Annotated in this window: 17 protein-coding genes; 5 read left to right on the forward strand and 12 right to left on the reverse strand. The window is 38.8% G+C overall.

Going from position 1 to position 25,645, the window contains the following annotated elements:
• Positions 1-293: 293 nt before the first annotated feature.
• Positions 294-1,397, reverse strand: coding sequence for a phosphoribosylaminoimidazolesuccinocarboxamide synthase (locus WAX86_RS05890; RefSeq protein ID WP_138240406.1), 1,104 nt, complete (start codon positions 1,395-1,397; stop codon positions 294-296).
• A 208-nt stretch (positions 1,398-1,605) separates the two neighbouring features.
• Entirely contained in the window at positions 1,606-2,373 is a 768-nt protein-coding gene (locus tag WAX86_RS05895) for a metal-dependent hydrolase (protein WP_065172325.1), read from the reverse strand.
• Between the two features lie 292 nt (positions 2,374-2,665).
• Between WAX86_RS05895 and WAX86_RS05900 the strand changes: the two genes are divergently transcribed.
• On the forward strand, positions 2,666-4,990 hold the full coding sequence (locus WAX86_RS05900) for an ATP-dependent helicase (RefSeq protein WP_341489265.1): 2,325 nt from the start codon (positions 2,666-2,668) through the stop codon (positions 4,988-4,990).
• A 101-nt stretch (positions 4,991-5,091) separates the two neighbouring features.
• Here WAX86_RS05900 and WAX86_RS05905 read toward each other — a convergent pair whose 3' ends face one another.
• The 4 genes from WAX86_RS05905 to WAX86_RS05920 form a co-directional block, all read right to left on the reverse strand.
• On the reverse strand, positions 5,092-6,345 hold the full coding sequence (locus WAX86_RS05905; RefSeq protein WP_065172327.1) for a dicarboxylate/amino acid:cation symporter: 1,254 nt from the start codon (positions 6,343-6,345) through the stop codon (positions 5,092-5,094).
• A 521-nt stretch (positions 6,346-6,866) separates the two neighbouring features.
• A complete protein-coding gene (gene gfa / locus WAX86_RS05910) occupies positions 6,867-7,439 on the reverse strand; it encodes an S-(hydroxymethyl)glutathione synthase (protein WP_044177344.1) in 573 nt (190 codons plus the stop codon).
• A gap of 142 nt (positions 7,440-7,581) precedes the next feature.
• Positions 7,582-8,805 (reverse strand): NAD(P)/FAD-dependent oxidoreductase, encoded by a 1,224-nt coding sequence (locus WAX86_RS05915; protein ID WP_065172328.1) that lies wholly within the window; start codon positions 8,803-8,805, stop codon positions 7,582-7,584.
• A 267-nt stretch (positions 8,806-9,072) separates the two neighbouring features.
• Positions 9,073-10,284: an NAD(P)/FAD-dependent oxidoreductase gene (locus WAX86_RS05920; RefSeq protein WP_005299942.1), complete on the reverse strand. Its 1,212-nt coding sequence runs from the start codon at positions 10,282-10,284 to the stop codon at positions 9,073-9,075.
• 758 nt (positions 10,285-11,042) lie between these two features.
• Here WAX86_RS05920 and WAX86_RS05925 point away from each other — a divergent pair.
• Positions 11,043-12,800: a SulP family inorganic anion transporter gene (locus tag WAX86_RS05925; RefSeq protein WP_376788110.1), complete on the forward strand. Its 1,758-nt coding sequence runs from the start codon at positions 11,043-11,045 to the stop codon at positions 12,798-12,800.
• A 120-nt stretch (positions 12,801-12,920) separates the two neighbouring features.
• Here the strand turns inward: WAX86_RS05925 and WAX86_RS05930 are convergent, their stop codons facing one another.
• A complete protein-coding gene (locus tag WAX86_RS05930; protein WP_068969587.1) occupies positions 12,921-14,153 on the reverse strand; it encodes an NRAMP family divalent metal transporter in 1,233 nt (410 codons plus the stop codon).
• A 298-nt stretch (positions 14,154-14,451) separates the two neighbouring features.
• Between WAX86_RS05930 and WAX86_RS05935 the strand changes: the two genes are divergently transcribed.
• Positions 14,452-14,925, forward strand: a complete 474-nt coding sequence (locus tag WAX86_RS05935) for a RidA family protein (RefSeq protein ID WP_341489266.1) — start codon at positions 14,452-14,454, stop codon at positions 14,923-14,925.
• A 62-nt stretch (positions 14,926-14,987) separates the two neighbouring features.
• On the opposite strand, the gene WAX86_RS05940 is transcribed toward WAX86_RS05935, so the two are convergent.
• A complete protein-coding gene (locus WAX86_RS05940; RefSeq protein WP_065172331.1) occupies positions 14,988-16,067 on the reverse strand; it encodes a permease in 1,080 nt (359 codons plus the stop codon).
• A gap of 187 nt (positions 16,068-16,254) precedes the next feature.
• Here WAX86_RS05940 and WAX86_RS05945 point away from each other — a divergent pair, with 187 nt between their 5' ends.
• Entirely contained in the window at positions 16,255-16,548 is a 294-nt protein-coding gene (locus WAX86_RS05945) for a helix-turn-helix transcriptional regulator (protein ID WP_065172332.1), read from the forward strand.
• Here WAX86_RS05945 and WAX86_RS05950 read toward each other — a convergent pair.
• From WAX86_RS05950 to WAX86_RS05965, 4 genes are all read right to left on the reverse strand, one after another.
• Positions 16,505-16,684: a DUF2256 domain-containing protein gene (locus WAX86_RS05950; RefSeq protein WP_081283050.1), complete on the reverse strand. Its 180-nt coding sequence runs from the start codon at positions 16,682-16,684 to the stop codon at positions 16,505-16,507. The two genes, WAX86_RS05945 and WAX86_RS05950, sit on opposite strands and share 44 nt — an antisense overlap.
• 33 nt (positions 16,685-16,717) lie before the next feature.
• Positions 16,718-17,428 carry a GGDEF domain-containing protein gene (locus WAX86_RS05955; protein ID WP_341489267.1) on the reverse strand — a complete coding sequence of 237 codons (711 nt, stop codon included), beginning with the start codon at positions 17,426-17,428 and terminating at the stop codon, positions 16,718-16,720.
• A 140-nt stretch (positions 17,429-17,568) separates the two neighbouring features.
• Positions 17,569-18,228, reverse strand: a complete 660-nt coding sequence (locus WAX86_RS05960) for a hypothetical protein (protein WP_341489268.1) — start codon at positions 18,226-18,228, stop codon at positions 17,569-17,571.
• 145 nt (positions 18,229-18,373) lie between these two features.
• A complete protein-coding gene (locus WAX86_RS05965; protein ID WP_341489269.1) occupies positions 18,374-21,892 on the reverse strand; it encodes a glycosyl hydrolase family 18 protein in 3,519 nt (1,172 codons plus the stop codon).
• A 720-nt stretch (positions 21,893-22,612) separates the two neighbouring features.
• On the opposite strand from WAX86_RS05965, the gene WAX86_RS05970 reads away from it, so the two are divergent.
• Positions 22,613-25,585, forward strand: coding sequence for a hypothetical protein (locus tag WAX86_RS05970; RefSeq protein WP_341489270.1), 2,973 nt, complete (start codon positions 22,613-22,615; stop codon positions 25,583-25,585).
• Positions 25,586-25,645: the final 60 nt, after the last annotated feature.

The following is a 25,645-nucleotide window of genomic DNA, read 5'->3' on the forward strand; positions in this document are numbered from 1 at the left end:
GACAAAATAATAATAAATAAGTCAGTTGTGTTAGTGATGTATGCTGCGTTTTTAAACTATGTATCGTATGTTTTTTAGACCTAATTGTTACGATATTAACGTGTTGAAGAGGCATGGTGTAAAGATGCTCTCCATTATGAATAAGTCATGTATGGCAAAGTGATATATGAATAGAAATGAATTATTATGTAACAGGTTTTATAGTTTGAGCTCTGTCTTGGATATAGTGAAGAGAGTAAGAGAGTAAGAGAGTAAGAGAGGGAAAGATATCCCTCTTATTAAAATAAAAAATATTAATCAATCAGTCCGTACTGATCATTTAAGATCTTGATGATCTCTTGTTTTGGGTTCTGACTGAGTATGATTTTCTGTCCAGTGATTTTTTCAGCAATTCCAATATAGATACGCGAGATATCCATTAAAGTCTCTTGAGGTAAAGCATTATCCCGTGCTAATGCAAAACGCTCATCCATGCGATCTTTATTTAGCAGAATATCAGGGTCATCAAAATAGTTTAATAATACTTGGCGAAAGTCTTCTTTGGAGTTTTCAACAATTTTGCCATTACGGTAAGCAGTACCATCCCAAATGCGAGAAGAGTCAGGTGTACCAACTTCGTCCATATAAATTAATTTTTCGTTTCCATTAGCATCTGTGACGTAGCCAAACTCGAACTTAGTATCAACAAAGATTTGATCTAATTGCTTGAGCTCATCGCTTATCACCGTAAATCCGGCTTTTAGCATATGTTCATAAGTTGCTATATCGGCTTTATCTTGGAAATTAAATGCGGCTAAATTATTTTCAAGATCTTGGCGGGTGACGTTAACATCATCGACTTCAGGCACACCAGGAATACCAGTTAAAATCCCTTTGGTTGATGGGGTAATAAGTAACTCAGGCAGTTTTTGATCTTTTTCTAATCGCTCTGGTAATTCAATGCCACAAAAATTACGTTCACCTTTTTCATAAGCTCGCCACATGGAGCCTGTAATATATTGACGACAGATAGCTTCTACTTTGACTGGCTTAGCTTTTTGTACAATCCAAACAAAAGGGTGAGGAATATCAAGAATATGGCTATCAGCAAGATTGTGTTGTTTAAAGAGGCTAAACCAGTGATTTGAAATTGCGTTTAATGCCGCTCCTTTTCCCGGTACACCATTGAGTCCTCCTTCGGCATGCCAGATACAATCGAATGCTGATATACGATCGCTAATCACCATAATAGCCAATTCGGCATCGGGTTGAACGTTATAATTTTTCTCTTGGATTAAGCGACGACTATCTTCTGGTGTTAACCAATAGACAGAACGAACTTTACCGCTATGGACTGGTTGATTAGTACGAATGGGTAGGTCATCGTTGACAGCAAGAACTTGATCAGCAAGGCTCATGGTGAAATCCCTATATCAAAGCATGAAACATAAATTTCAACGGTTAACCTCTAAGGTTGTGGAGATTAACCTTGGTTATGGCCTGCATCATACTCGCTTTGTTAAAAATAGCAAACGTTTGCGCGGTGGTGTGTTGTAAAGAAAAAGCCATTATTCAGGTTATGAACAATGGCTCCAGTATATAAAATCTATCTTGATGATTTATGTGCTAAATCGATGGAATATGAACAGTTTTGATTTTATCTGCTGTGGAATTTAGTACATCCTTAAGCCAGTATTGAGCTTGGTCAATATTTAGCCATGATGGACTGAAATGAAAATGCTGCCAATGGCTGAGCAAGCGTATGGTTGAATGGGCTGGTGGTGCTGAATACAGTAACAGCACAATTGCCGTCACTTGCGCCAAGCTAATAAATGGATTGCTCAAAGAAAAAGGCTTAAGGGCACTACCAAATGATGACTTAATGCGCTTGTTTGCCAAATCTACGCTGTAAATCTCATCTAAAATTAAGTGGACTAAACCCCCTAATAAAACAAAGCCTCCAGATAGCCAACTAAAGGTATTTTTGTAACCGAGTAAGCTTGCTAAATGTGTAACACATAGCGCCAATAAGGTAACAAAGGCGATAGAATGGCAGCAACCTCTATGTATAGTGATTCTCTGTACCCAAGCTTTGATAATAACTTGAACAATGATGAATAGCCCTACGATATAAAATAAAAGCTCTAACATAGTGACGTGTGAGTAGATATGACAGAGCAAGATAAAACAGCTAAAACTAGCCAGCAGTGTAAATAACCATTTCATCGATGTGGAATGATCTGAATCGATATCGGGCAATAAGCCGCCCATGGTACCAAGAAATGCTAACCAGATGGCCGTTACTGGCATTACATGTTCGGCGGAGAGTAACGCTGCTGCTGCCACACCACTAACCACGGCCGCTACGGTGAAATGGGTTGTAAAATTTGCCACAAATAAAAATACTCTTAAACAACTGTGGTTTTATACAGTGTAATTAGCGTAAAATATTTCGTTTCGCAATCTATTTAGCTTCATTCGACAATTAAAGTGTAACGAACGATTAATGTTTCATCAAAATGAGTATTTGGTCACATTTATTTGCGGGGTTATGAAGCGGGGATTGCTTCTTGTTGGTTGATGATGAGATATACCCAGTTACATGAATGTAAAAGCGAGCATTGTGATGGTCTTGGCTGTGGTATGATGCTGCATCAAAAAATGTTTAATTTAGAGCTTTATTATTATGAGTTGTTTTACCCCTGAACAAATTGCTTTTATTCACCATGAGCAAGGTAATGCTCTATGTGTAGCAGGTGCTGGTACAGGTAAAACAACCACCTTAGTTGGACTTATTCAGCATAAATTGGCACAAATTCCAGCGAATAATATGCTGGTGTTGATGTTTAACCGTGATATCCGCAATGACTTTAAACAAAAGCTTCAAGGTATCGGTATTGAGCAGCAGGTGCCTGTTCATACTTTTCACAGTTTTTGTTATCAGCTCTTGCGTCACACGGGTTATTTACGTGAAACGGGTTACCAAGTCGATTTCCAGCAAGGTGAAAGTGATAAGACGCTTGCTAAACAAGTTTTGCGTCAGATGGGAGCTCAAGAAAAGTCTTATCAAAAGCAGCAGACCTATAAAGATCCGAAGACAATTGAACTGCTAATGAATTTCATTGGATTGGTTAAAGCTTATATGCTGCCACCAAAAGAGGTATTTGACCTTTCTGATATTAGTAGTGAGTATCAATTTATTATTGAAGCATTTCGTAATTTTGAAACGTTACGTCAAGAGCGGAAATTACTTTTCTTTGATGATTGGTTGGTTGAAACCGTTAAGTTACTTCAAAATAATGAAGCGATAAGACAATACTATCATCAACAGTGTCGCTTTATTGTTGTCGATGAATTTCAAGATATTAATACGGCTCAATATCAATTACTAAAGCAATTACTTGGTCCTCAGTCTCAGTTAGTTGCTGTTGGTGATGTCGATCAGTGTATCTATAAATGGCGAGGCAGTGCCCCTCAGTTTATGCTCAATTTTGAACGAGACTTTGCGCCTGCAAAAACCTATAGCTTATCGAGAACATTCCGTTTTGGACACAGTTTAGCGCTTGCCGCTAGCCACTTGATATCGAATAACCGAAATCGCTTTCATGACTTTCAAACGGTATCTCATGAGTCAGTTTCTGATACCCAAATTGAAGTGGTTGGTTCTGAGCGCCAAGTTGGTGAAATTGCGCAGTCTATTCAGCAGTTTTTAGAACAAGGTGGCCAAGCTAAAGATGTGGCAATCTTGGTTCGTCGTTGGTCGCAAACACTGTTATTTGAATTGGCATTTTTGACCAAAAAGATCCCTTATCAAATGCCAGTGCCTTCGGTATTGGGTCATAGTCGGGAAGTCCGGTTGCTGATGGATATTTTAGGTTTTGCTATCGGGCGTTTTGAGCAACAGTCACCGCAGCAGCGCTCTAGTTTTCTCTTTAATATCATGGCATTTCCACACTGTTATGTTCCCAATAAAGATCTTAAGCCTCTGTGTGATGAATTAGCGAATCGACCAATAGAGCAGTGGCGAGCTTATGTAACAAAAGCAGAGAAAATTTATTCAGCGTTGAATTTAGATTCGTTTATTGATCGAGTCGAGTTACTGATTACTTTGCGTCGTAAAGGGCAATTTAAAGCGCTTGATGTGTATCGTCAGTACCGTAAAGAGAGCCAGTTAGATAATTGGATTTGGAAAACGGAGGCTACGGCATCTGAAATTGAAGAAGCGGTTGAACGATTAGACAGTGTAGAAACAGTGCTTGAGTCTATGGATCAACATTGTGAGAAAGCGCTTCAATATTTTGAATATTATACACAGCAATCGACTCATCATGATCAACATCAAGCCCAGCAGCCAAATATCAATGGGGTACAGGTCACCACAATTTTTCGCGCTAAAGGGTGTGAGTTTAGCCAAGTTTATCTGCCATATTGGGATAAAGATGCCTTTCCGTATATGAATCGCTCTAGTGCTGGATTAGCCGCTGATACGGAAGAAGAGCGCCGCTTAGCCTATGTTGCCATGACACGAGCGAAAGATGTTGCTCGCGTCTACTATACGGTTGAGCCAAAGAAAAAAGAGAGTTACGTTCGCGCCAACAAAAACGCCAGTCAATTTGTTTTAGAGTCAAAAGTGGATGTTGCCCAAACGGTTGGAGAGAAACTGTATCAAGAGGGTGAATTACCTCATCATAAATCGCCTATTGTGTATGGTTATTACCAGCGTTTAGGACGATTAGACAATATGGCTCAACCGCCAAAAGAACGAGAAATAGAGTTACCATCTAGCGACGGTGCGTATCAGCAATATAGCTATGAGTGGGCGTTAAATCAGCCATTGCCAGAGAATGCAGATAAGCTTATACGGACGCTCATGCGCACCAAAAAACAGAAATATTTTGAGACAGAACTGGCTCGATTATTAAGGGAAATTCAAACTGTTGGTAGCACAAAACAAAAAGTGCTTGCGAACCGTTTAATTGTGATTGCGAAAGCTCGTTCTAGAATGCTTTAAATCGTCGATATTCTTGATTTGATAAAACAGAGCCACTCAATATAAAGGTATTGAGTGGCTCTGTTTTTTTATGAATAGCTCACCAATTTTTAATTAATCGATTAAGCGGAAGTTTTATTTTGCCATTTATCAACCACAAGTGCGGCAATTAAATCACCTTCAACATTCACCGCAGTACGGAAGGTATCAAGAGGGCGTTCAATCAGTAATAAAATTGCAATAGCTTCTAGTGGAATACCAGCTGCAAGCATAACCAATTGCATTCCAGACATGGATCCTGATGGCATTCCTGGTGCTCCAATAGAAGAGACCATCGCCATAATAAAGATCATAATCAGGCCAGTTGTTCCCAGATCGATACCGTATAGCTGAGCAAGAAAAATAGCGGCAACCCCTTCAAAGAGAGCGGTTCCATCCATATTCATAATTGAGCCTAATGGCAACACCATACTGCTGGTGGACTGTGAGATATCTAATTCATTCTCAGCTGTTTGCATTGAAAGAGGTAGTGTGGCTGAGCTAGATGACGTTGCAAATGCCATGGCCATTGGAGCAGATAAAGCTCTGAACAACTTTTTAAATGAGATCCCAGTTGCTAATTTAGCAATGCTCGGTAAGACAATCACGCCATGAATGAGTGTTAAGGTAAAGACTAAAAGAGCAAAACGAGCTAATTCGCCAAATAATGCGTTGCCACTTTTTAAGGTAAATTCAAAAACGATGGCAAATACAGCTAAAGGCGCTAGCTTAATAATGGCAGAAACCAGTCGATTTAAGCTGTGATTAAGCCCGTTGATAACCTCAAATACTGGGTGTTTCTCCGGTAAAGTGGCAAGTAGTGCAATACCAAATAGAAGGGCAAAGACCACAATACCCAGTAAGTTGGTTGTTGCTAAGGCTTGAAATGGATTTACCAAGGCCATTTTAAAGAGCTTTTCAACAATGGCTCCACCTGATGATGAACTACTATCAATTAGAGTGACATTGCTACCAAGCGCAACGGTATTTGGATCAATCAATTGAGGCCATGGCGGCAGGGACAAGGATACTCCTAAGCCCAGCGAGATGGCTAAAATAGAAGTTAATGAATAAAAAGCAATGGTTTTAGCACCGAGAGATTTTAATTTAACGGTTGAACCAATACTGGTTATCCCTTGTAAAAGAGACAGTAATACGACAGCGCCCACCACCATTTTTAACAAGCCAATGTAGGTTGTCTTGAACATCATAATTAACTGAAACCAGCTAGACTGAACAAACTCAGAGCTGATAGGTAAAATTTGTACTACGCCCCATGCAACAACGGCTGCAATCAGTAATTGGAACGGTAAGGACTTAAAAATGGTGCGTTTCATTAATATTCTCTAGTTGTTATTGTTGTTTTTCTACCTTGTCGAATGACGTAAATAGATAAAGCTGACTTATGCTTACATGTTATAGTTTACCATTTTTGTATGGTTTGTTTATTGTTTTTGTGAAGGTGGATATTCTTAATTTGCATAATTCATGCATTTTTGAGTATAGCTAATTGGGTCATCATTGCTGGCAAATAAAAAAACGCTCTGAGTGTTATCCCAGAGCGTGGCAAGTGCCATCCTCAATACAAGAAGGTTCGTGCCTAAGCACAGATAAGAGAATTAATGGCGTGAAAACCATTAGCAATGAACAAGAAAACGTTTTATTTCGAGTAAAGCCTTTTCTTGTTCAGCCTTGGCTATATATCCAATTGGTCTTAAGAAATTGGATTCAGAGTATCGTCACTGATATAAGTTCAATACAAACAACGTGAGATAATCGCTAGCTCTTTGACGTTAGGTATCAACCAAGGCTGAAGCAAAGGAGATAGAAATTCTTATCCCCTTAGACGATAACCAAATTACTTATGGTTTTGGTTATACACATGGGTTGCAATTGCATCCATTAGTGCAGGAGATAAGCAGTCATAAGTTGGTAGACCAATTTCTGCAAACTGACTGCGAATAGCATCCATATCTTTTGGATCTGTGCCAGCTTCGATGATAGAAGAAACGAAAGCGGCAAAAGATGGAGCAGTCCAGCCATTTTGCTCAGACAGTTCAGTATGAACGAAGTCTAAGCCATAAAATGGGTGATTAGAGTCTTCGATACGACCAAACATATGAACACCACATTCTTTACATGCGTGGCGCTTAATCACGGCTGCAGTGTCTACAACTTGAAGTTTGTTAGCATTAGCAATAACGGTGAGTTTGTCGCTCGGTACTACTGCGATTTGAGAAAATAAAGCGCCCTCTGGTTTCCAGCATTTTGAACAACCACAAGCATGGTTATGTGCCGTTTGTGCTGTTAGTTTTACCGTAACTTGATGAGTTTTACATTTGCAGCTTAATAGGCCTCCAGTAAAGTTAGCTTGTGTAGCCGCAAATCCTTGGTTTAGAGCTGGGTGCAGATTAAATTTTGATGTAGTCATATTAATAGCTTTCGATGTTGAAAATAGTTTAGATAAAAAGTTCTTCATTTATTGTTTCTATTATTAATTAATGGCGAGAGTAAGCAGATACTGACTCTCTTTGTGCCTGTTGTTATTGGTTTGATTGAAAAGTGACACTCTGTTACTTAGGCATAAATACACATTTCAAACGCTTGGTAATCATTAAGCGAGAAACAGTAAACATACCGGTGACAGTTCGTTGATGAAGGCGAAAAATCGTATCGTATAAACGACGGATTAAGCGTCCTTGCAAAACTAATTTACCTTCCAGTTTTGAACCTGGGGCAAAAGAGCCGACAGCAAAGTGATGGCCTACAGCGACAACCATTCCACTATCTTTAAATTCAAAATCAGTCGGTGGGTAACCGCGTTTTAACATGTCACCGAGACTTTTTGCTAAATGTACCGCTGCGCGATTAGCCGCTTGTGCTTTTGGTGGTACAAATGAACCATCAGCTTGCGGAATCGATGCACAATCACCTAAGGCAAATACATTTGGGTCTTCGGTGGTTGTTAAGTTTGCTCGTACTTTTATTTGATTTAATGGGTTATATTGCAATCCACCCATTCCGTTAAGCCAGTCTGGGGCTTTTACCCCTGCGGCCCAAAATTGAACATCTGCATGTAAGAATTGCTCATCAGAGGTTCTCATTCCCATATCAGTAACTTCTGCAATCCGAGTATTTAGAAGAACATTGACGTTATTACGCTGTAGTTCTTTGAGTACTTTGCTGGACATCGCGATTGGGCTATTCGGTAACACACGGTCAGCGGCTTCAATTAAATTGATATGTAATTTAGCGGCGTTATAACGCTGTAGTTTTTGGCTTACACGAGCTAATTCGGCCGCGAGTTCAACCCCTGTTGCACCTGCGCCAACAATATTAATCGCGTGTTCATCGCCAGATCGAAGTAACTGGCTCACTTGGTTCCACGCTTGACGAGCTTGGCTTGCTGAATCTAAGAACAAACAATGATCTTGTGCGCCTGTTGTTCTAAAGTCATTGCTAACAGCACCAATGGCAATAACCAGATAATCATAATTTATCCCTGATTCAGTACCATCTGGGCGTTGAACCGTAATTGTTTTATTGACTCGGTCTATATCTTTCATTGCACCTTGATAGTGCTGATAGCCGTGTTTAGCACCATGAGTGAAGTAACACACAGTATCTAATTCACTGTCGAAAGTACCAGCCGCAATTTCATGCAAACGAGGTTTCCAATAGTGATGAGTTTCTGGTTCAACTAAAACGATTTCATCTTCTTTACGAACCGATTTAGTTAATAGAGTCGAAAGTTCAAGTCCAGCGGCTCCGCCACCGACAACGACAATTCGTGACATAATGTTGTTACCTTATTGATATGCTCGGAGTCGATCTGAGCTTGAAAATGATTATGTTGATGGGGTATTAACTATGCCCATTAACCATTCAAATTAACTAAGTGCGGCTAGTATAGTTATTTCTTATTTTTTGATAATACGGTATTTTTGAAATTGATTATTACTGGTGATCAACAATCAAGGCATGAAGAAGGCGGGGATGAATTTGGATACAAAAAAGGCGCTAAATCCTAAGATATAGCGCCTTTTTTCTACAATTGTAATGAATTACATACTAGCGGGTTTGAACACGGATTTAAGTCGTTTTGTGATCATTAAGCGAGATACGTTAAAGACACCAGAAACCGTACGTTGATGTAATCGGAAAATAGTATCGTATAAACGGCGGATCAAACGGCCTTTAAGTACCAGTTTGCCATCCATTAAAGCACCAACAGCAAAGTGGTGACCCACTGCAACAATCATACCGCTATCTTCAAATACAAAATCGGTTAGTGCTTTACCACGAAGCATACCACTTAAACTTTTCGCTAAGTGTACTGCTGCTCGGTTAGCGGCTTGAGCCTTAGGTGGAACAAACGAACCGTCTGGCTGTGGAATTGCGGCACAATCGCCAAGTGCGAAAATATGATCATCAACCGTTGTAGTTAAATTCATATTAACTTCAATTTGGTTCATTCGGTTGTATGTAAAGTCACCTAAACCGCGAAGCCAATCTGGCGCCTTAACACCAGCAGCCCAAAATTGAACGTCAGCATTTAGTGTTTGACCATCACATGTTGTCATACCCTCAGCAGTAACTTCACTAATACGAGTATCAACAAGTACGTTAATATTATTGCGATTTAGCTCTTTAAGTGCTTTATCCGACATCTTTTCAGGGCAGTTTGGTAATACGCGAGGTGCTGCTTCAATTAAATTGATATGCAGTTTTGCGGCCTTATAACGTTGAAGTTTCTGGCTAACGCGAGCCAGCTCAGCCGCAAGCTCAACACCTGTTGCACCTGCACCAACGATATTAATTGCGTGATCGTGACCTGAGCGTAGCAGGTGGCTGATTTGGTGCCACGCTTTACGAGCTTGAACTGCAGAATCTAAGAATAAACAGTGGTCGCGAGCGCCAGTAGTGTTGAAATCATTACTTACCGCACCAACTGCAATAACAAGATAGTCGTAATCTACTAAGCTTTCTGCACCATCTGGTTGACGTACAATAACTTGTTTGTTGTTACGATCAATATTGGTCATAGCCCCTTGATAATGCTGATATCCATGTTTAGCACCATGAGTAAAGTAACAAACAGTATCTAAATCACTATCAAAAGTACCTGCTGCGATTTCGTGTAAACGAGGTTTCCAGTAATGATGAGTTTCTGGTTCAATTAAGATCACTTCATCTTCTTTACGAACTGCGCGACCTAATAGGGTTGAAAGCTCGATACCTGCAGCACCACCGCCAACAATTACGATTCGTGACATGACGAATTCCTCACATAAGCACTGAGTTCAGTGCCGGCTAACGCCTAAATCAAAAAAGAGTTAAATTCGGTTACCAATAACAAGCTCTTACGGTAAATTTTTGGCTCGTTATCAAGTGTTGAGATCTTCAGTAAGAAAACTCAACGGTGTATCACTAAACCTCGGCGGTAGGGCTGACTTTATTTTCTCTATAGCCATTTTTAATTTATTTGGTTGGCTTATAGGGGCTGAGCGATACGTTGTAATCTGGTTAGATAAAGCTGTTCTATTGATGCGGATTATATGTATTTCACGCTCTGTGATAACCATCACATTTGGTAAATAAAATTGCTAATTTAGTGCTTTGTAGGTAAATAGAATAGTTTTGCATTGACTTAAATCAAAGAAATGAATCTAAAATAACATTTATTGATCTAAATCAAAAATGTAACCAATTGAAAAAGAACAACTAAAGCTTATCTAAATGAGAGGGGATTTAAGAAAATAACTTAGCATCATAATGTTAGTAAACTGAATGCTTTTAAAAGGCTGTATTTTATATCCACAAAAAAAGAAATTCTTTTGTTTGATAATTCACCCAAGATTAGGCTGTTTTATATACAATTTGCTTGCTCTATTCATCACTAGGGATAAGAATACGTAATAATTTGCTGTAAATGTCATATACCCACTTCTTTTAATTCTATTTCCAATTAGAATTATTCTCATTAAACCTAGTACTTTAACGATATAACTAATCGGTTTTAAAAGGACGATAAGTGAGTCACTCTTTTTCTCTCAAAATACACGATTTGATTCCAGGTCTGAAATCTTTGCAAAAGTACGATAGAAGTTGGTTCCCTGATGACTTAAGGGCTGCGCTGTCTGTAGTTGCGGTTGCACTGCCTGTTGCGATTGCTTACGCCCAACTTGCTGGTGTAAATGCAATTGCGGGTCTGTATGCGTGTGTATTACCAATGATTGCCTACGCATTTTTTGGAACATCACGTCAACTTATCGTTGGGCCTGATGCTGCAACGTGTGCTGTTATTGCTGCGGTTGTAACGCCCCTTGCGGCAGGAGACAGTGTTAAGCATCTTCAATTGGTTGTCACCATGACGATTATGACGGGGCTGTGGTGTCTTATTGCTAGTCGGTTTAAATTAGGGGTTTTGGCCGATTTTCTTTCTCGTCCGATTTTAATGGGATTATTAAATGGTGTTGCGATAACAATTATTGTGGGGCAGTTTGCCAAAATTACGGGAGTGAAGTTTGAAGAGAAGCACTTGCTTGAAAGAATCTATGCTGTACCCGATTATCTTGCTTCTATCCATTGGCCTACCGTTGGAATCGCAGCATTTACCCTATTAGTTTACTTACTATTTAAACGATTTAAACCAACTTGGCCTGCTGCGATGTTAGCGATTGCCATTGCGGCTTTTGCTGTCTTCATTTTGCATCTTGATCAGTATGGCATCGCAATTTTAGGTGATGTTAAGGGAGGATTGCCAACATTTTCATTGCCAGTATTTGATTTAGGTTTAACTCGTGAATTAGTGATGCCAGCGTTAAACCTTGCTATGGTCAGTTTTGTGAGCATGATGCTAACAGCACGAAGCTTTGCTGCACGTAATGGTTATGAAATTGATGCAGATAAAGAGTTTCGAGCATTAGGTATTGCAAACTTGGCTTCTGCTCTTTCACAAGGCTTTGCAATTAGTGGTGCAGACTCTCGGACAGCCGTAAACGATGCTAGTGGTGGCAAATCACAGCTAGTATCTATTATTGCAGCAATTGTTATAGGTGTTATTGCTCTATTTGTTTATGAGCCATTACGCTATATCCCTCATGCAGCATTAGGGGTGATTTTGGTGATATCTTCTATCTCATTACTCGATTTTATTGGTATGTGGGCACTTAAAACCCGTGATAGAGATGCATTTTTATTAGCAACTATTACCTTTATTGCGGTATTGATTATCGGGGTAATTCCAGGGATTACTCTTGCGGTATTATTGGGGCTGTTTCAGTTTATTCGAGTTGTGATGCGTCCAAGCGATCAAACCATGGGTCTGGATGATAAAGGGGTTCTGCGGAGCTTAGATGATAGCGATAAAGCGGCAGCCATTCCTGGGGTGTTTATTTACCGTTTTAACTCGCCATTGACCTATTTTAATGCTGCGTATTTTAAACGACGATTATTGCAGCAGATAAGCCAACAAGAAACACCGCCAACCTGTGTCATTATTGATGCTGTAGCAAGTTTTACCCATATGGATGTGAGTGTTATGGCTGTTTTGGACGATATCCATGGCATCTTAAAACGAAAAGGAATGCGCTTAATTCTTGCAGGTCGTAAGCGGCAGTTACAAAAGTGGTGTGAATTAGCCGGTATGAGTATGGGCGATGGTGGTATCACAATTCGTTCTGATATGTACTTAGCGATTAAGATGAGTGGATGTTATCGCCAAGCTTATGCCGAAGGTTTGGTGGCTGAAGTGAAAAAAGATGAAGTAACAGCACCAATTGCTTCTTAATCTAGTTATCTGTGTCCCTTAGTTAGCACAATTCATGAGCCATTTAATAAACTATGCCCGATCTTTTTAGGTCGGGCATAGTTATACTTTACGAGTTTATTAAAAACGTAAGCTTCAATTTTACCCTAAGAATTTAGTCATAAAGTTTAAGATATTGGTGTAGCTTGCAAAGGCCATCACAACCACTATCAGAGCACCTATCGCGGTGAGTAGGATAGGGTGCTTATAATCCCCAACAATATCTTTTCGGCGGGTTGCCGCTAACACTGAGCCTAATACGATTGGCAAAATGATACTATTTACCAAGCCTGCTAACATCAGTAGTAGAATTGGCATATTCATCATAACAGTGCCTAAACTGGTGATAATAATAAAGCCAACACACCAAAGTTTTTCATTACGAGCAACAACTGGGAATAGCGTTTTGATTAGTGAAATTGCCATGTATGAGTTGCCCACAACCGAAGTAATCGAGGCAACAAATAAAACTAAGCCAAAAATGAAGTAACCGACATCACCCGCACCGTGGCGAAATGCATCCGCTGCTGGGTTAGCCTTATCTAATACTGCACCAGTTGCAATCACCCCAAAGATTGCGAGGAAAAGTAAAACACGAATGACAACGGCAATCGAGATACCTGCCCAAGCGGCTTTTTTAATGTTATCTACATTATTTTGACCCTGTAAGCCAATATCAACCAGACGTTGAGCGCCAGTATAGTAACCGCCTACTGCACCACCTACAATCGTTAAGGTTGGCAATAATAAATTGCTCATATCTGAAGGTGCAACGGCTGCAATAAGGGTTTGTCCCATTGGTGGTAAACTGGTCATAGCAACATAGGCAATTAGGATAATCATAAATAAGCCTAGGTAGCGAGCCATCTGATCCATGCGTTTAGATGCGTTGTGCAAAACAAACAATAAACAGCCTAGACCACCTGTAAATAGTGCACCCCATGTTGTATCGACACCGGTTAATACATTTATACCTAATGCGGATCCACTCACGTTGCCAAAGTTAAACGCAACAGCACCCAAGGCTAATAAAATGCCCACCACATAGCCTAATCCGGGTGCGACCTTGTTAGCGATATCTTGGATACGTAAACCTGATACACCGACAATACGCCATATATTCATGACGATACCAAAAGTAATAAATGCTGAGATCAGGACTGGAAAGGCCATATCGATTTTGTACAGATTGGTAAATACGGCTGTTTGGGTTAGAAAGCCTGGGCCGACAGAGGTGGTTGCCATCAAAAAAGCAACACTCATGATCGCTTTTGATTGCCATGAGGCCGTTTGTGATTCAGATGAAGGAATGGCAGTTGTTGTGCTGGTGGTCATAGTTATTATCTCAGTTTTTTTGTCTCTCTATTTATAGAAAAAAAGAAAGACAACTGACCGAGATCAGCTGACCTGCAGCTAAGATATCGATAAGGTAACAAATTGAATATTAACTAATAAAAATAGCGGATTCAAAATGCAATCGTTTGCTGCTGGGCGCGAATAATAGTGACTTAGATCTCTTCTGTCAACTCTGGTTTTGGATCTATTTAAGAAAAGTGATTAAAACTAAAGAGGATAAATAATTTAGGGTATTAGAGCGAATATAAATCACTATTTGGCATAAAAGGAGAGACTAATGCGCATTGGAGAGCGGTTAAAAGAACTGGGATTAGAGTTGCCTGAAGTGTCATTGCCCCAAGGTAACTACACAAATTGCGTTCGCTCCGGAAATTTATTGTTCGTATCAGGTAAAGGTCCTACCGGTTATTCGGCATTTGCCCGTGAAGGAATGAGCCCTCAAGGAAAAATTGGTGCAGATTACTCAACTGAGCAAGGTTATCAATTTGCTAAAGAGACAGGTTTGGAAATTCTTGCTGCGGTTAAAGCGGAGCTTGGTACGTTAGGTCGGGTACGTCGTGTAGTGAAGTTACAAGGATTTATTAATGCTACGCCTGAGTTTTCTCAGCATCCTCAAGTGATGGATGGATGCTCTGATTTAATGGTTGCAGTATTTGATGATATGGGAATACATGCTCGTTCTGTATTTGGAGCGGTGTCGGTTCGAGATAACCTGCCACTTGTTATTGATTCTATTTTTGAAGTGGAATAATCCGAAAAGGGCAGAAGTTATATTCTGCCCATAATACGATTTGTTTTGCTTGCTTGCTTGTATTAGCCAAAAATGAAGGTATATAAGAATCCTGCACTGATAGCCATCGTTAAGATTACACTAACAAAAGCGATGATCATTGGGGTTTTAAAGATAGATTTTAACAAGATCACTTCAGTTAAACTTGCACCAGCACTACCTATAATCAACGCCATAACCGAACCAAGAGCCATCCCTTTTTTCACTAATGCAGCACTTAAAGGAATAACCGCTTCTGCACGGATGTAGAGTGGAATACCAATAACGGCCGCAACAGGAATCGCATACCATTTACCTGCACCTGCATACTTAGCAATAAGATCGGTTGGAATAAAGCCATAGATAAAGGAACCAATTGCAATACCAAGTAATAAATAAGGCAGTACTTGTTTAAAATCTTTCCATGTTGAATGCCAAATGCGAACCCAGCGGCTTTGTGGTTTTTGTAGAGTCTTTTCCACTGGTTGAGTAGAACAGCATGATGTTTCGTTCTCTTTTTTCTGCGTATTGGTTGCAGGCTTTGTAGAACAACATGATGATGTAGGCTTAGGCTCTACATGTTTAGATGCTGTATTTTCGGTACAACAACTTGTTTGAGAGGGTTTTGTTTCACCACATCCGGTGCTACAAGAGCTCGCAGAACTGTCTTGATAAGCTTCAGGTTTTACATAACGCTCAAAACCTAACTTTTCTAATAGATATCCTGCAACAACCGACACAATAAGGGCTATAGCAAAATAAAACACCGCGACTTTCCAGCCAAAAGTGACAACAAAGAGACCTATGATGACAGGATTAAGTAGTGGGCTTGAAAACAAAAAAACCATCATTGGACCAAATCCGGCTCTTGCACGAAGCAATCCTTTCAAAAATGGGATGGTTGAGCATGAACAAAATGGAGTAATAGCACCAAGTAACGCTGCAACGAAATAGCCTTTTCCTTTACGTGAGCTTAAGATGGATTGAATTTTTTCAGGTGTTAAAAACTCTTGCAGTACACCAACTAAGTAGCTGATTGCTATAAATAGAATGGTCAATTCTGCCGCTAAAAAAACAAACATATCTGCGGCTTCTTTTGCCATTGATACTAATTCGGTATTCATGATTGGTTGTCCAGTTAATTATTTCTATGTTTCGAAATATATGGAAATATTAAGCATGGATCAAGTTTATATTTCGATAAAATTAGAAATATTTTTCTGATTCTTTATAAATCAACGTGTTAGTGATAATTGCCTTTTCTTTTTATTTCCATTAATATCGAATTATCTTGATCAGAGGATAAATTTGATGGAACTTGATGTTGTAGCAAAAGCACTTAAAGAGTTAGGTCATCCAACACGACTTGCCATTTACAAAGCGGTTGTTAAAGCGGGTTATCAAGGAATTGCTGTCGGGGGATTACAAGAACGATTAGAGATCCCTGGTTCGACTCTGTCACACCATATTTCTAGTTTGGCATCTGCTGGATTAATTTCGCAGCGACGAGAGGGAAGAACTCTTTACTGTGTTGCTGAATATCAGTGCTTGGAAGGAGTCATCAGCTTTCTTCAGGATGAATGTTGTTCTGACGAACAGTGTTAAGGCTGTATTTCTTTTGTCGACAGCGTTGGGAGCAGTAAATGACTTGCTCCCAACAGGTTTGCCATTTTTTACGCCAGCGGAAAGGTCGAAGACAAACAGGGCATATTTTAGTCGGTAAATTGGCTTTCTTGTGCATCTATTAAGTATAGAGAATGATAGTAAGATTGCCTTAACATACTAGGATGTCTGGATCTTGGTAAAACCGATAACATGCTTTACCTTCTCGTTTGCTTTGGTAAACGGCTTTATCTGCATGATTAATCATCGTTATTATGGTTTCATTTGCTTTAGTATTTAATGCAATACCAATAGATGTTGAGAAATCGATTTTATGCTGACCATTTGATATTGAACCGCTAACTTGGTTGATAAGTTGGGATACTTTATCAGTAAGTTGAGCGGTAGTTTTGAAATTACTTGTTAGGACAATAAATTCATCTCCACCATAACGACCAATTAAATCATCTGTGTGATCAAACGTAGTACGTATTTGATGAGCAAAGCATGAGATAACATCATCGCCATATTTATGACCTAAATTATCATTAATCTGTTTTAAGTTATCTAAATCAATAAAAAGAAGGGCATATCGTGTTTTATGTTCTTGCATTAAGAAATTGCCATGTAATAAAAAGTATTTTCTATTTAAGACATGAGTTCGAGAACAATACATACCATCACGGCTAATATTCATTATGTCATTTAGGTGATTTATTAAATTATCATCGGAAGATTGTGGTAGAAATAAACGACTATCTTCAATAAAGTTATCAACAGGTTTCGTTATTGAGAATATATTTGTTCTTAATTTATAAGCAAAAATCCCACTCACAAACAGTCCAATAAATAAGCTAATAAAAAATACAGCCGCTTCATCCATAAGGTATTTATTATAGTTTATTTTTGAAACTAATACCCATGGTGTATTTTTTAAGGGCGTATAAAGAGAGTAGGTCAAAGCACTATTTTCATCGATAGAATAACTACCAACTCGTTGGCCTAATGCTATCTTTCTTGTATCTATTTGATCAAAGGTAAAAGAATTTTTTTGAAAATATTTAAATGAACTTTATTTTGGTCATAGGCGTGACTGATGATATCACCATCATAGTTGATCAAAACATTATAAATACTATCATCTAACATAGTATTTAAAATGGTAGAAACTTCATCGAGAGAAATCGACGAAATGATCATACCTATATTACTTTTGAGTGGTTTACATAAAATGTACACATGGGATTTAGATACATTTGAGTATAATAGCTCACTCATTGTTAATTGATTGGTTTTAAGGGCTTGTTGGAAGTAATCACGATGATAAATATTTCTATTTTGTCCCTCTGTTTTTGAATAAATATTACCTTTGCAATCAGTAATAGCGAGAACTTCTAAATCAAAGCTATTCTGGTAGGGGATTAATAAACCCTCTTTATAATTAAAAGGGATGTTTTTATTGATTAGAATTGGATCTGAAGCCAGAGCATCTAGAAGATCTGTTTGTTCTGTAACAAGAGATGAAATGTGATTGTACGCGGTTGTTAGATTACCATGGACTAACTCTTTGCCATTGATAATTACTTTATACATCCAAATGCTAAATAGTGGTGTTAAAATTGTAAAAAAAGCAAGGAATATATGCCTAGTAATAGACAGCTGAATTTTTTGTGCAAGGGTCATTGGGTAAATCTAAATATTTTTTTATATTCTATGTTATTTATTGTATCTATTTCTAATAGAATATTTTTATAACACTATAAAAATTTCTGTAAAAAATGCCGAATAATTGACGTAACTATTCGGCATTATTTTTTATACAAATAACTTATAGCTTACAGATCATTTTCCATGCACTATCTGAGGCTGCTGGTGCTGTATTGATCCACCAGTCAGCTTGCCACAAGGCACCGTTATGGATTAATTGATCGCCACCTGCAGCATGATCGCCTTTTGGAAATTCTGGATAGGTAACAACGCCGCTTGTATCCACTTCAGCTTCTGCACAGGTTTTACCCGTAGCTGGAGGTGTGGTGCCTCCATTGCCGTTATCAATACTGCCTTCAAACTCAGGAAGCGATGGGAAGTCTTTTTTCAGACCAATCACTTCGTCACCGACAATAAAGCGAACACCATTTGCAACACCAGATACAGGAGTGTAGTACACAAGAGATACAACATACTCGCCGCCTGCTGGAATACTTTCAGATGCTCGTAGAGTCAGTGCCAGTTTATGGAACATTTTCTTCTCACCATCGACAGAGAAGTTATGTCCAGTATGGCCGCTTTCTACGACCTTGATATTAGCACCAGACCAGTCTTTTACGATATCGCCTGTTGCGGTAGCCATTAAGAATTCAATGGTTGTCCCTCCTGGGATGGCAATATCTGAGTTATTTTTAAAGACCAATTTTGGGTTAATAGGGTAGTTACTGTCACCTGCTGGCCATTCAGTGGTGCTGACTGTGACATCAATTACCGAATTCGGTGCTGGTAGATCGTTATGCTTAATCTCCATTGGTGGTGCTTGAGTAAAGACATCGTGAGCATAATCGGTCATATCTGTACCCATTACGTACTCATTTTTCTCGTTATCAAAACGGTAGTCACCAGCCATTTCCCAAACCATCATACCGCCAAGACCGTTATCGACGATGTAATCCAGTTTTGGTTTTAACGACTCTTTATCTTCAATACTTAAAAAGACTTTCTTCAAATCGTTCCATAGCCAAGCGGTTTGCAGTTCGTGATTCCAAACGCGCTCGTAAGTACCTTCAACGTTGTCTTTGGTGTTATTTGGGTCAAGACCCCATGCAGGACCATAGCTTGGCATTGAGCCTTGCATACCCAGTTTATCGGCATGCATCAGGTTCATCGCGTGCCACATAGGAACCACACCCGCTTTGATTTCATTGCCTTGTTTATCGCTATCGTGCCAGATGTTATCAATACCTTCAGCACCCCAACCACATACGGTTGTTCCTTCTGGACAGGTTGATTGATTTGGTTCTACCGCTTTACCCCACAATCCTTTTTCTGTACCACCAGTTACACCTTGCCAGCCACGAGTATAGTAAGGAATACCCATGTTAATTTGACTTGGTTTGAAGGCGCCACGGAAATAGTGGTGTGCCCATGCTTGGTTTAGATAGCCGATACCTTGATATTGCTCAGTTGTGTAAACACCCCATTTAGCCAATTCAGCATCTTTACCATCATCAAATAGTGCAGCTTGTGGCCCTACAAATTCGTTCCAAGTACCGTGTAAGTCATAAGACATGATATTGACGTAATCTAAGACATCTTGCATGCCAAAGTCTTCCATACCACGGAGTAGATAACCCGATGATGGTGAGGCAATGGTTAGCATGTAACGGCGACCATCTTCTTTGCCTGCTTTGTCCAATTCCGTTCGCAGTTGCTTCATCATGACCATATAGTTGGTCCATAGTTGATCTCGACACTTATTGGATAGTTCGAAATCAATAGGGTTACCCGAATCTTTCATTGATGTTGGGTATTCATAATCGATATCTACGCCATCAAAGCCGTATTGACGAATAAACTTAACGGCCGACTGAGCAAACTTATCAATACCATCCATATTGATACTGCACGACTCAAGATTAGTGGTCATAGGGTAGAAGTTTGTGGTTTCTGCCCAACCGCCCACTGAGATCAGAGTTTTAACATCTGGGTACTGTTTTTTGAACTTGTTTAATAAGTTAAAGTGTCCTTGATATGGCAGTGATGGATCCATTTCAGCACCCGCGACACCGTCCCAAGTCATTTTGGTTGCAGAGTCATCAACCGTTAAATTGAACTCTTTATCTATACCCACAAATGCGTAGTTTATGTGAGTCAGTTTATCCCACGGTAAATCGTGAGCTAAGTACGATGGTAAGCCATTTTTGCCCGTACGCCACGATGTGTAGTAACCGATAATACGGCGAGGATGATCATCGCCCATACACTCAGTACCATCTTCTCGGTAGATCTGTTTAATATCACAGCTTAAGTTACCTGTTCCCATCTCTTGGGCTTTAACGACTGTTTTGGTTGTGCGAGTTTGATGTCCTGCTGCATCATAAGCGATTGCTTCAATAGCATAATCACCTACAACAACAGGGGTCCACTGAACAGTAAAAGGAGCTTCTGAAATTGAGCCAACAGCTTGCCCATTGATAAAGAAATCAACGGAAACAAGATCGTTATTTGCATCGCTTGCGTTAGCACTAATGGTGATTGTTTTACCTAAAAATACCGTTTGACCAGGACGCGGATTAACCAAACTGATTTCAGGTGCCTGTGGTTCAACCGGTTTTTCTACCGCTTCAATAGTGACCGAATCGCTGTGTGAAAGCTGAGTGTCATCGATGACTTTTACTGTAAGAGTATGAATACCCGATTTTTCAGCTGTCCAGCTAAAGCTATATGGTGCTTGGGTGTTGGTTGCAACTTTTGCGTCATTAACCCATAACTCAACGTGGCGAATATCGTCATCTTTATCGCTTGCTTGAGTCGTGATGGTAATTGTTTCGCCTTGCTCGACTTTTGTACCTTGTTGTGGTGCTGTTATCGCAATGACTGGTGCTGTTGGTTCTACAGGTGGAGTTGTTTGTGCTTTAACGGTAATAACAGCACTTTGCTCAGCAATAAGACCATTTGCATCACTGACTTTTGCTGTAATTTTATGGCTACCAGTATCGGTTGCTGTCCATAATGTTTGGTATGGCGCTTGTGTTTTTTGTCCGATCTCTTGGCCGTCAACGTAGAAGGTAACTTGGGTTGCTGTCGTATTTTCAGCTGTTACGTTAGCAGCAATAGTGACTACATCACCTGTTGTAAATTCACTGCCCACAGTTGGTGAAGTTAATACGAGTTCAAGCGAAGGTTCGTTATTGCCATCATTTTCTGTGATAACAGTCATTGAGCTTTGAACAAGCGTTGTATCTAAAATGCCACTGACACCTAAGGTTAGTTGAATAGTTTCACCAGCAGGTAGTTGGCTTTTTACCCAACTTCCTTGATCGAATGACAAAGCCAGAGTATTGGCAAAAATTTCACCTTGACTGACACTGGTGAAGTTCATGGTTGGATAGCTGACTGTATTTGCAGACCATGATGGGCTAGATATGGATAAATTCGAATTAAACTGAATTTTAGCTCCACGAAGATCAATAGCTTGGTTACCTTGATTGGTTAATGTCACCTGATAGGTATTCCAGTATTGGCTCTCACTACCCACAATGCTGACTTGTCCATTGATGGCAGCTTGAGCTGATGGCAATGCTAAACCGATCGAAGCTGCTAAAAGAGTTGGGATAAATTTAATTGTTTTTTTCATTTTTTAAAAAAGTATAAATGGAACGGGAAAAATAAAGCCTGATTATAAAAGCATTGTTTTTTTATTTTAAAATTGGTGAATGTAACAAAATGTAAATCGTCAATTATTTGTTATAAGTAAATATTATTGCTATTTAGGTATTAAACTGGATAGAAAATCTGATTTAAGATGAGATGGTAGAGTAATTTTATAAGATATATATTTTTCTGCATTACGAATAAATAAACTTTATTTTCATCATGAAAAATATTACTGATACAATTTTGGTTATATGAATAAAAAAGAACAAATAGTCCTTACTGAAATATTTACTTACATTTATGTCGTCATGATTTTCCATTTGATATCAAAATATGATTTTAATGAATCAATATTGATTTAATTGTTATATTTGATTCTTTAAAAGAATTTTAATTTTATTAAAGAATATGTTGTTCGCTAATACTTTGACAGTGTAACAAAATATTTTTGCAAAACTTGATACAGAGGGTTTAAAGACTGGTTTATTAATTGGGTTTTATATATTCAATTATATTTTATAGATATATAAGTAGCAGTTATAACGAGTGAGTATGATCTTGGTGCCATTTATTTGATTATAAGATGACAACGATGGTCAAATTGTCGATAGTTACACTTAGTTACATGTAAATCTATAAAAATAATCGTGTTATACAAATAATTAAAAGCGAAAAACAACTCATATAGCTAGGTTAACTTATGAAAATTAAAACAATCACTGCCATAATTGGCTCTTTATTTGCTTCGACTGCATTAGCAAATAGTGCAGAGCAAGAATACTTTAAATCTGTATATCAAGATGCTTACCAACAGGTGAGTTCTAAACTAGAAACATTACGCCAACAAGCTAATAATCCAAATAATGTTATTGTTGAGAATAATCAGCGTTACCTTGAAGTGAATGGGATTAAATATCGATTAAATTCTGATAATTATATTCTATTTGATTTTCCTCGACCATTTACGGATGACTCTTCATTTAGAAATATATTTAATTCACTCTCTGATGATTGGGAGTTGACGTGGTATGACTTAGGTGTGGTGATGGTAAACAAGCACTTTGGTAACTATGAATATGGAAATGGGTGCTTGATGGAATACTATCCAGGAGGTACAACATTTAATAATGAGTTTACTCGCGTTGTTTTAGAGACTTCATCCTGTTCACTTAATGATTTTTCAACACAGTTAGAGTATTTTGAACATGATAAAACCATTACGGCACAAGATCTTGGTTTAGAGTCATTATCCATAACGGCAGTAGAGCGGTATAAAGACCGATTATATGTAACTCAAGATACTACTCCTGGAACCGTGTTTATTATTGATGTAAATACTAAAGCTGTACTTGGGACCATTACGGGAATTGAAACGCCGACAGGATTTGCCGATTATAAGCGTATCAATGAACTTTATATCCGTGACAATTTACTCTATGTGGCTTCTTTATCATCTAATCGTGTCGATATTTTTGATTTAGATAATCATCATCAGCATGTAACAACAATCGGTACGGGTTCTTGGTCTGGTTCAAACGGAATTTTACACGCTCAATCTGTTGTTGCAAATAATGAGTATGTTATTGTTTCTGATGCTTCTAATCGAATCTCAGTGTATCGTCAAAGTGAAGTCACCCCTGAAAATAACCTTAAGATGTCTCGTTATGGTTTTTTAAATTTTGAGGGCAAATACACACACCGTAAGGTTCAAATGCATATTTTGGAACATTACCTTCTTGTGCTAACCGCGAATAAAAACTATTACATTTATGATCTCAATAAAATCGATGATGCTGTAACATCGGGTACATATTTAGATCCTGAAATAAGAGTTGATCAGCGTATTCAAAAAATTGATAAAGAGGGCGATAAGCTGATTGTTAATTTTGCTGATCGCATTGAATGGCATTCTGTTAATGATGTTATTGCTGCTAATTTTTCATTTGATAAACCACTTCGTACCATCAAATCTCTTAATGGCTATTCGATAACGGCCTTAAATGACTTACATTTTTCTCAAGGTGAATTGGTTACAGCAAGTGCAAAAGGCCTAAGTATTGATAATCTAAAAGTCAATGATGTTGCCTTCGTTGCAGATCAAAGTGTGAAAACGAAGAATATTCACTTTGATGCTTTAATGCCTAGTTCAGTGACTGAGATACTAACTAATGACGAGCCTCATTCGGTATTAATTAACCGAGAGTTACGCTCTGTAAATATAAATTCTCTGGTTAAAACCCAACTACTGGATAATGAGACAGTACAAATTACTAACTATGCTGCCAAAGAGCTAAAAGATATTGCGGTTGAGCTGAAGCTTAATGGGATCAATAAGTGGTTTGTTTTAGGTCAATTTGATCGTCTTCCTGCTTATGCGCAAATCACACTGCCATTGTCGGTATTTGGTGAACAATTTAATAGTGTCGATGGCGATGGGTATTTTGATTTAGCCCCTCTATTTGCAAGCTCAATGAATATTACCAAAGCATTTGAAGCTCGATTTGATTCTAAAACAGATACTTTTGCTCAGATGCTAGCGCGCTTAAAACCAAGCTGGGAAATTCGATTTGCTGCAAATAGTGAAGGTAAGTGGCGTGCAATGAATGGGCTGTATGCTCGTGAATGGCTCATCATCATGACTAACTTTGCTTATATGGTGTCAAGTAACGAATTTAAGCACGTTTGGTTTAACTTTAAAGATATCATGGGCTATGACATGCATGGTACAGCGGGTGCCGTTAATGAGCCTAATGGATTTTTTACTGCGCAAGATTACGATCATTACTACCATAGCTTATTGAAGCGTCCTTATGTAAATGTGGGTATTACCGCAATGGGAGGTGGCTTAGGTGGCCAAGGGATCACTGGCGTTGATACTTGGATGTTCTATACCCATTACTATGGTACTTGGGGCATCATTGCTCATGAATTTGGCCACGGCTTTGATGGGATGACAACGTATGGCCATCATACTAGTTTTGCTAATGGTGGCAACGGGTGGCAGCCATTGATGACTATGCTGGCAAATTACCATATTCGTAAAGGTGATTTGCCGTACATGGATGACAATATCAATGGTTTCTATAAAGAAGAAAACAATGCATATCATTATAGTGGGATTGATTTAAATAAACGTAAATATCGTGCTGATACCCATATGTATTTGTTGGATAACTACTTTATGACATTTTCATCAATGCCTAAGGGCTGGGTAGAAAATGGCCCTGAATTTAATCTCGCAACGGTAAACGGCTTAAATAACCAAGAACGTATGCTAATGGCTAAATACCCGATGGGAGGCCAGTCACCATATTTGTGCCGTTTTACATTTAGTGACGGCGAACAATATTTTGGCTATGTAGACCAAGCAGATAATCAGAGTTTCTGTAATGCTGGTAGTGACATCAGCTACCGTCAAGCGAATGGTGAGCAGGTTGCATTACGTTCACAAGTGAATGCGTTTGAATGGCTATCTTTGTATAACCCAAGCTTAAAAGATCAAGCGGTTACTAATGCTGAAGGGCAATCTTTGTGTCAAATGAACTACCAAGAGTTTTATGGTACTGGATTTGTCAACGGTTCGGGTCAATGCGTCCAAAAACCTAACGTCTATTGGTCTAATGGTAATCGTTGGGTATTCAGTTCTCGTTGGTCTGAGATGAAATTCCGCTAGTTGTTCAAAGTAGTGTAATGTAAAGCCCCGTTTAGTCTCAATCTAAGCGGGGCTTTATTC

This window comes from Photobacterium damselae subsp. damselae, from assembly GCF_038086725.1.
Taxonomy (GTDB): Bacteria; Pseudomonadota; Gammaproteobacteria; order Enterobacterales; family Vibrionaceae; genus Photobacterium; species Photobacterium damselae.

Excerpts from the sequence above, each read along its gene's own strand:
- WAX86_RS05905 (WP_065172327.1), bottom strand. The coding sequence starts at position 6,345 with ATGAAACGCACCATTTTTAAGTCCTTACCGTTCCAATTACTGATTGCA.
- WAX86_RS05890 (WP_138240406.1), bottom strand. The coding sequence starts at position 1,397 with ATGAGCCTTGCTGATCAAGTTCTTGCTGTCAACGATGACCTACCCATT.
- WAX86_RS05900 (WP_341489265.1), top strand. The coding sequence starts at position 2,666 with ATGAGTTGTTTTACCCCTGAACAAATTGCTTTTATTCACCATGAGCAA.
- WAX86_RS05915 (WP_065172328.1), bottom strand. The coding sequence starts at position 8,805 with ATGTCACGAATTGTCGTTGTCGGTGGCGGAGCCGCTGGACTTGAACTT.
- gfa (WP_044177344.1), bottom strand. The coding sequence starts at position 7,439 with ATGACTACATCAAAATTTAATCTGCACCCAGCTCTAAACCAAGGATTT.
- WAX86_RS05940 (WP_065172331.1), bottom strand. The coding sequence starts at position 16,067 with ATGAATACCGAATTAGTATCAATGGCAAAAGAAGCCGCAGATATGTTT.
- WAX86_RS05935 (WP_341489266.1), top strand. The coding sequence starts at position 14,452 with ATGCGCATTGGAGAGCGGTTAAAAGAACTGGGATTAGAGTTGCCTGAA.
- WAX86_RS05950 (WP_081283050.1), bottom strand. The coding sequence starts at position 16,684 with ATGCACAAGAAAGCCAATTTACCGACTAAAATATGCCCTGTTTGTCTT.
- WAX86_RS05960 (WP_341489268.1), bottom strand. The coding sequence starts at position 18,228 with ATGACCCTTGCACAAAAAATTCAGCTGTCTATTACTAGGCATATATTC.
- WAX86_RS05920 (WP_005299942.1), bottom strand. The coding sequence starts at position 10,284 with ATGTCACGAATCGTAATTGTTGGCGGTGGTGCTGCAGGTATCGAGCTT.
- WAX86_RS05945 (WP_065172332.1), top strand. The coding sequence starts at position 16,255 with ATGGAACTTGATGTTGTAGCAAAAGCACTTAAAGAGTTAGGTCATCCA.
- WAX86_RS05965 (WP_341489269.1), bottom strand. The coding sequence starts at position 21,892 with ATGAAAAAAACAATTAAATTTATCCCAACTCTTTTAGCAGCTTCGATC.
- WAX86_RS05970 (WP_341489270.1), top strand. The coding sequence starts at position 22,613 with ATGAAAATTAAAACAATCACTGCCATAATTGGCTCTTTATTTGCTTCG.
- WAX86_RS05930 (WP_068969587.1), bottom strand. The coding sequence starts at position 14,153 with ATGACCACCAGCACAACAACTGCCATTCCTTCATCTGAATCACAAACG.
- WAX86_RS05955 (WP_341489267.1), bottom strand. The coding sequence starts at position 17,428 with ATGGATGAAGCGGCTGTATTTTTTATTAGCTTATTTATTGGACTGTTT.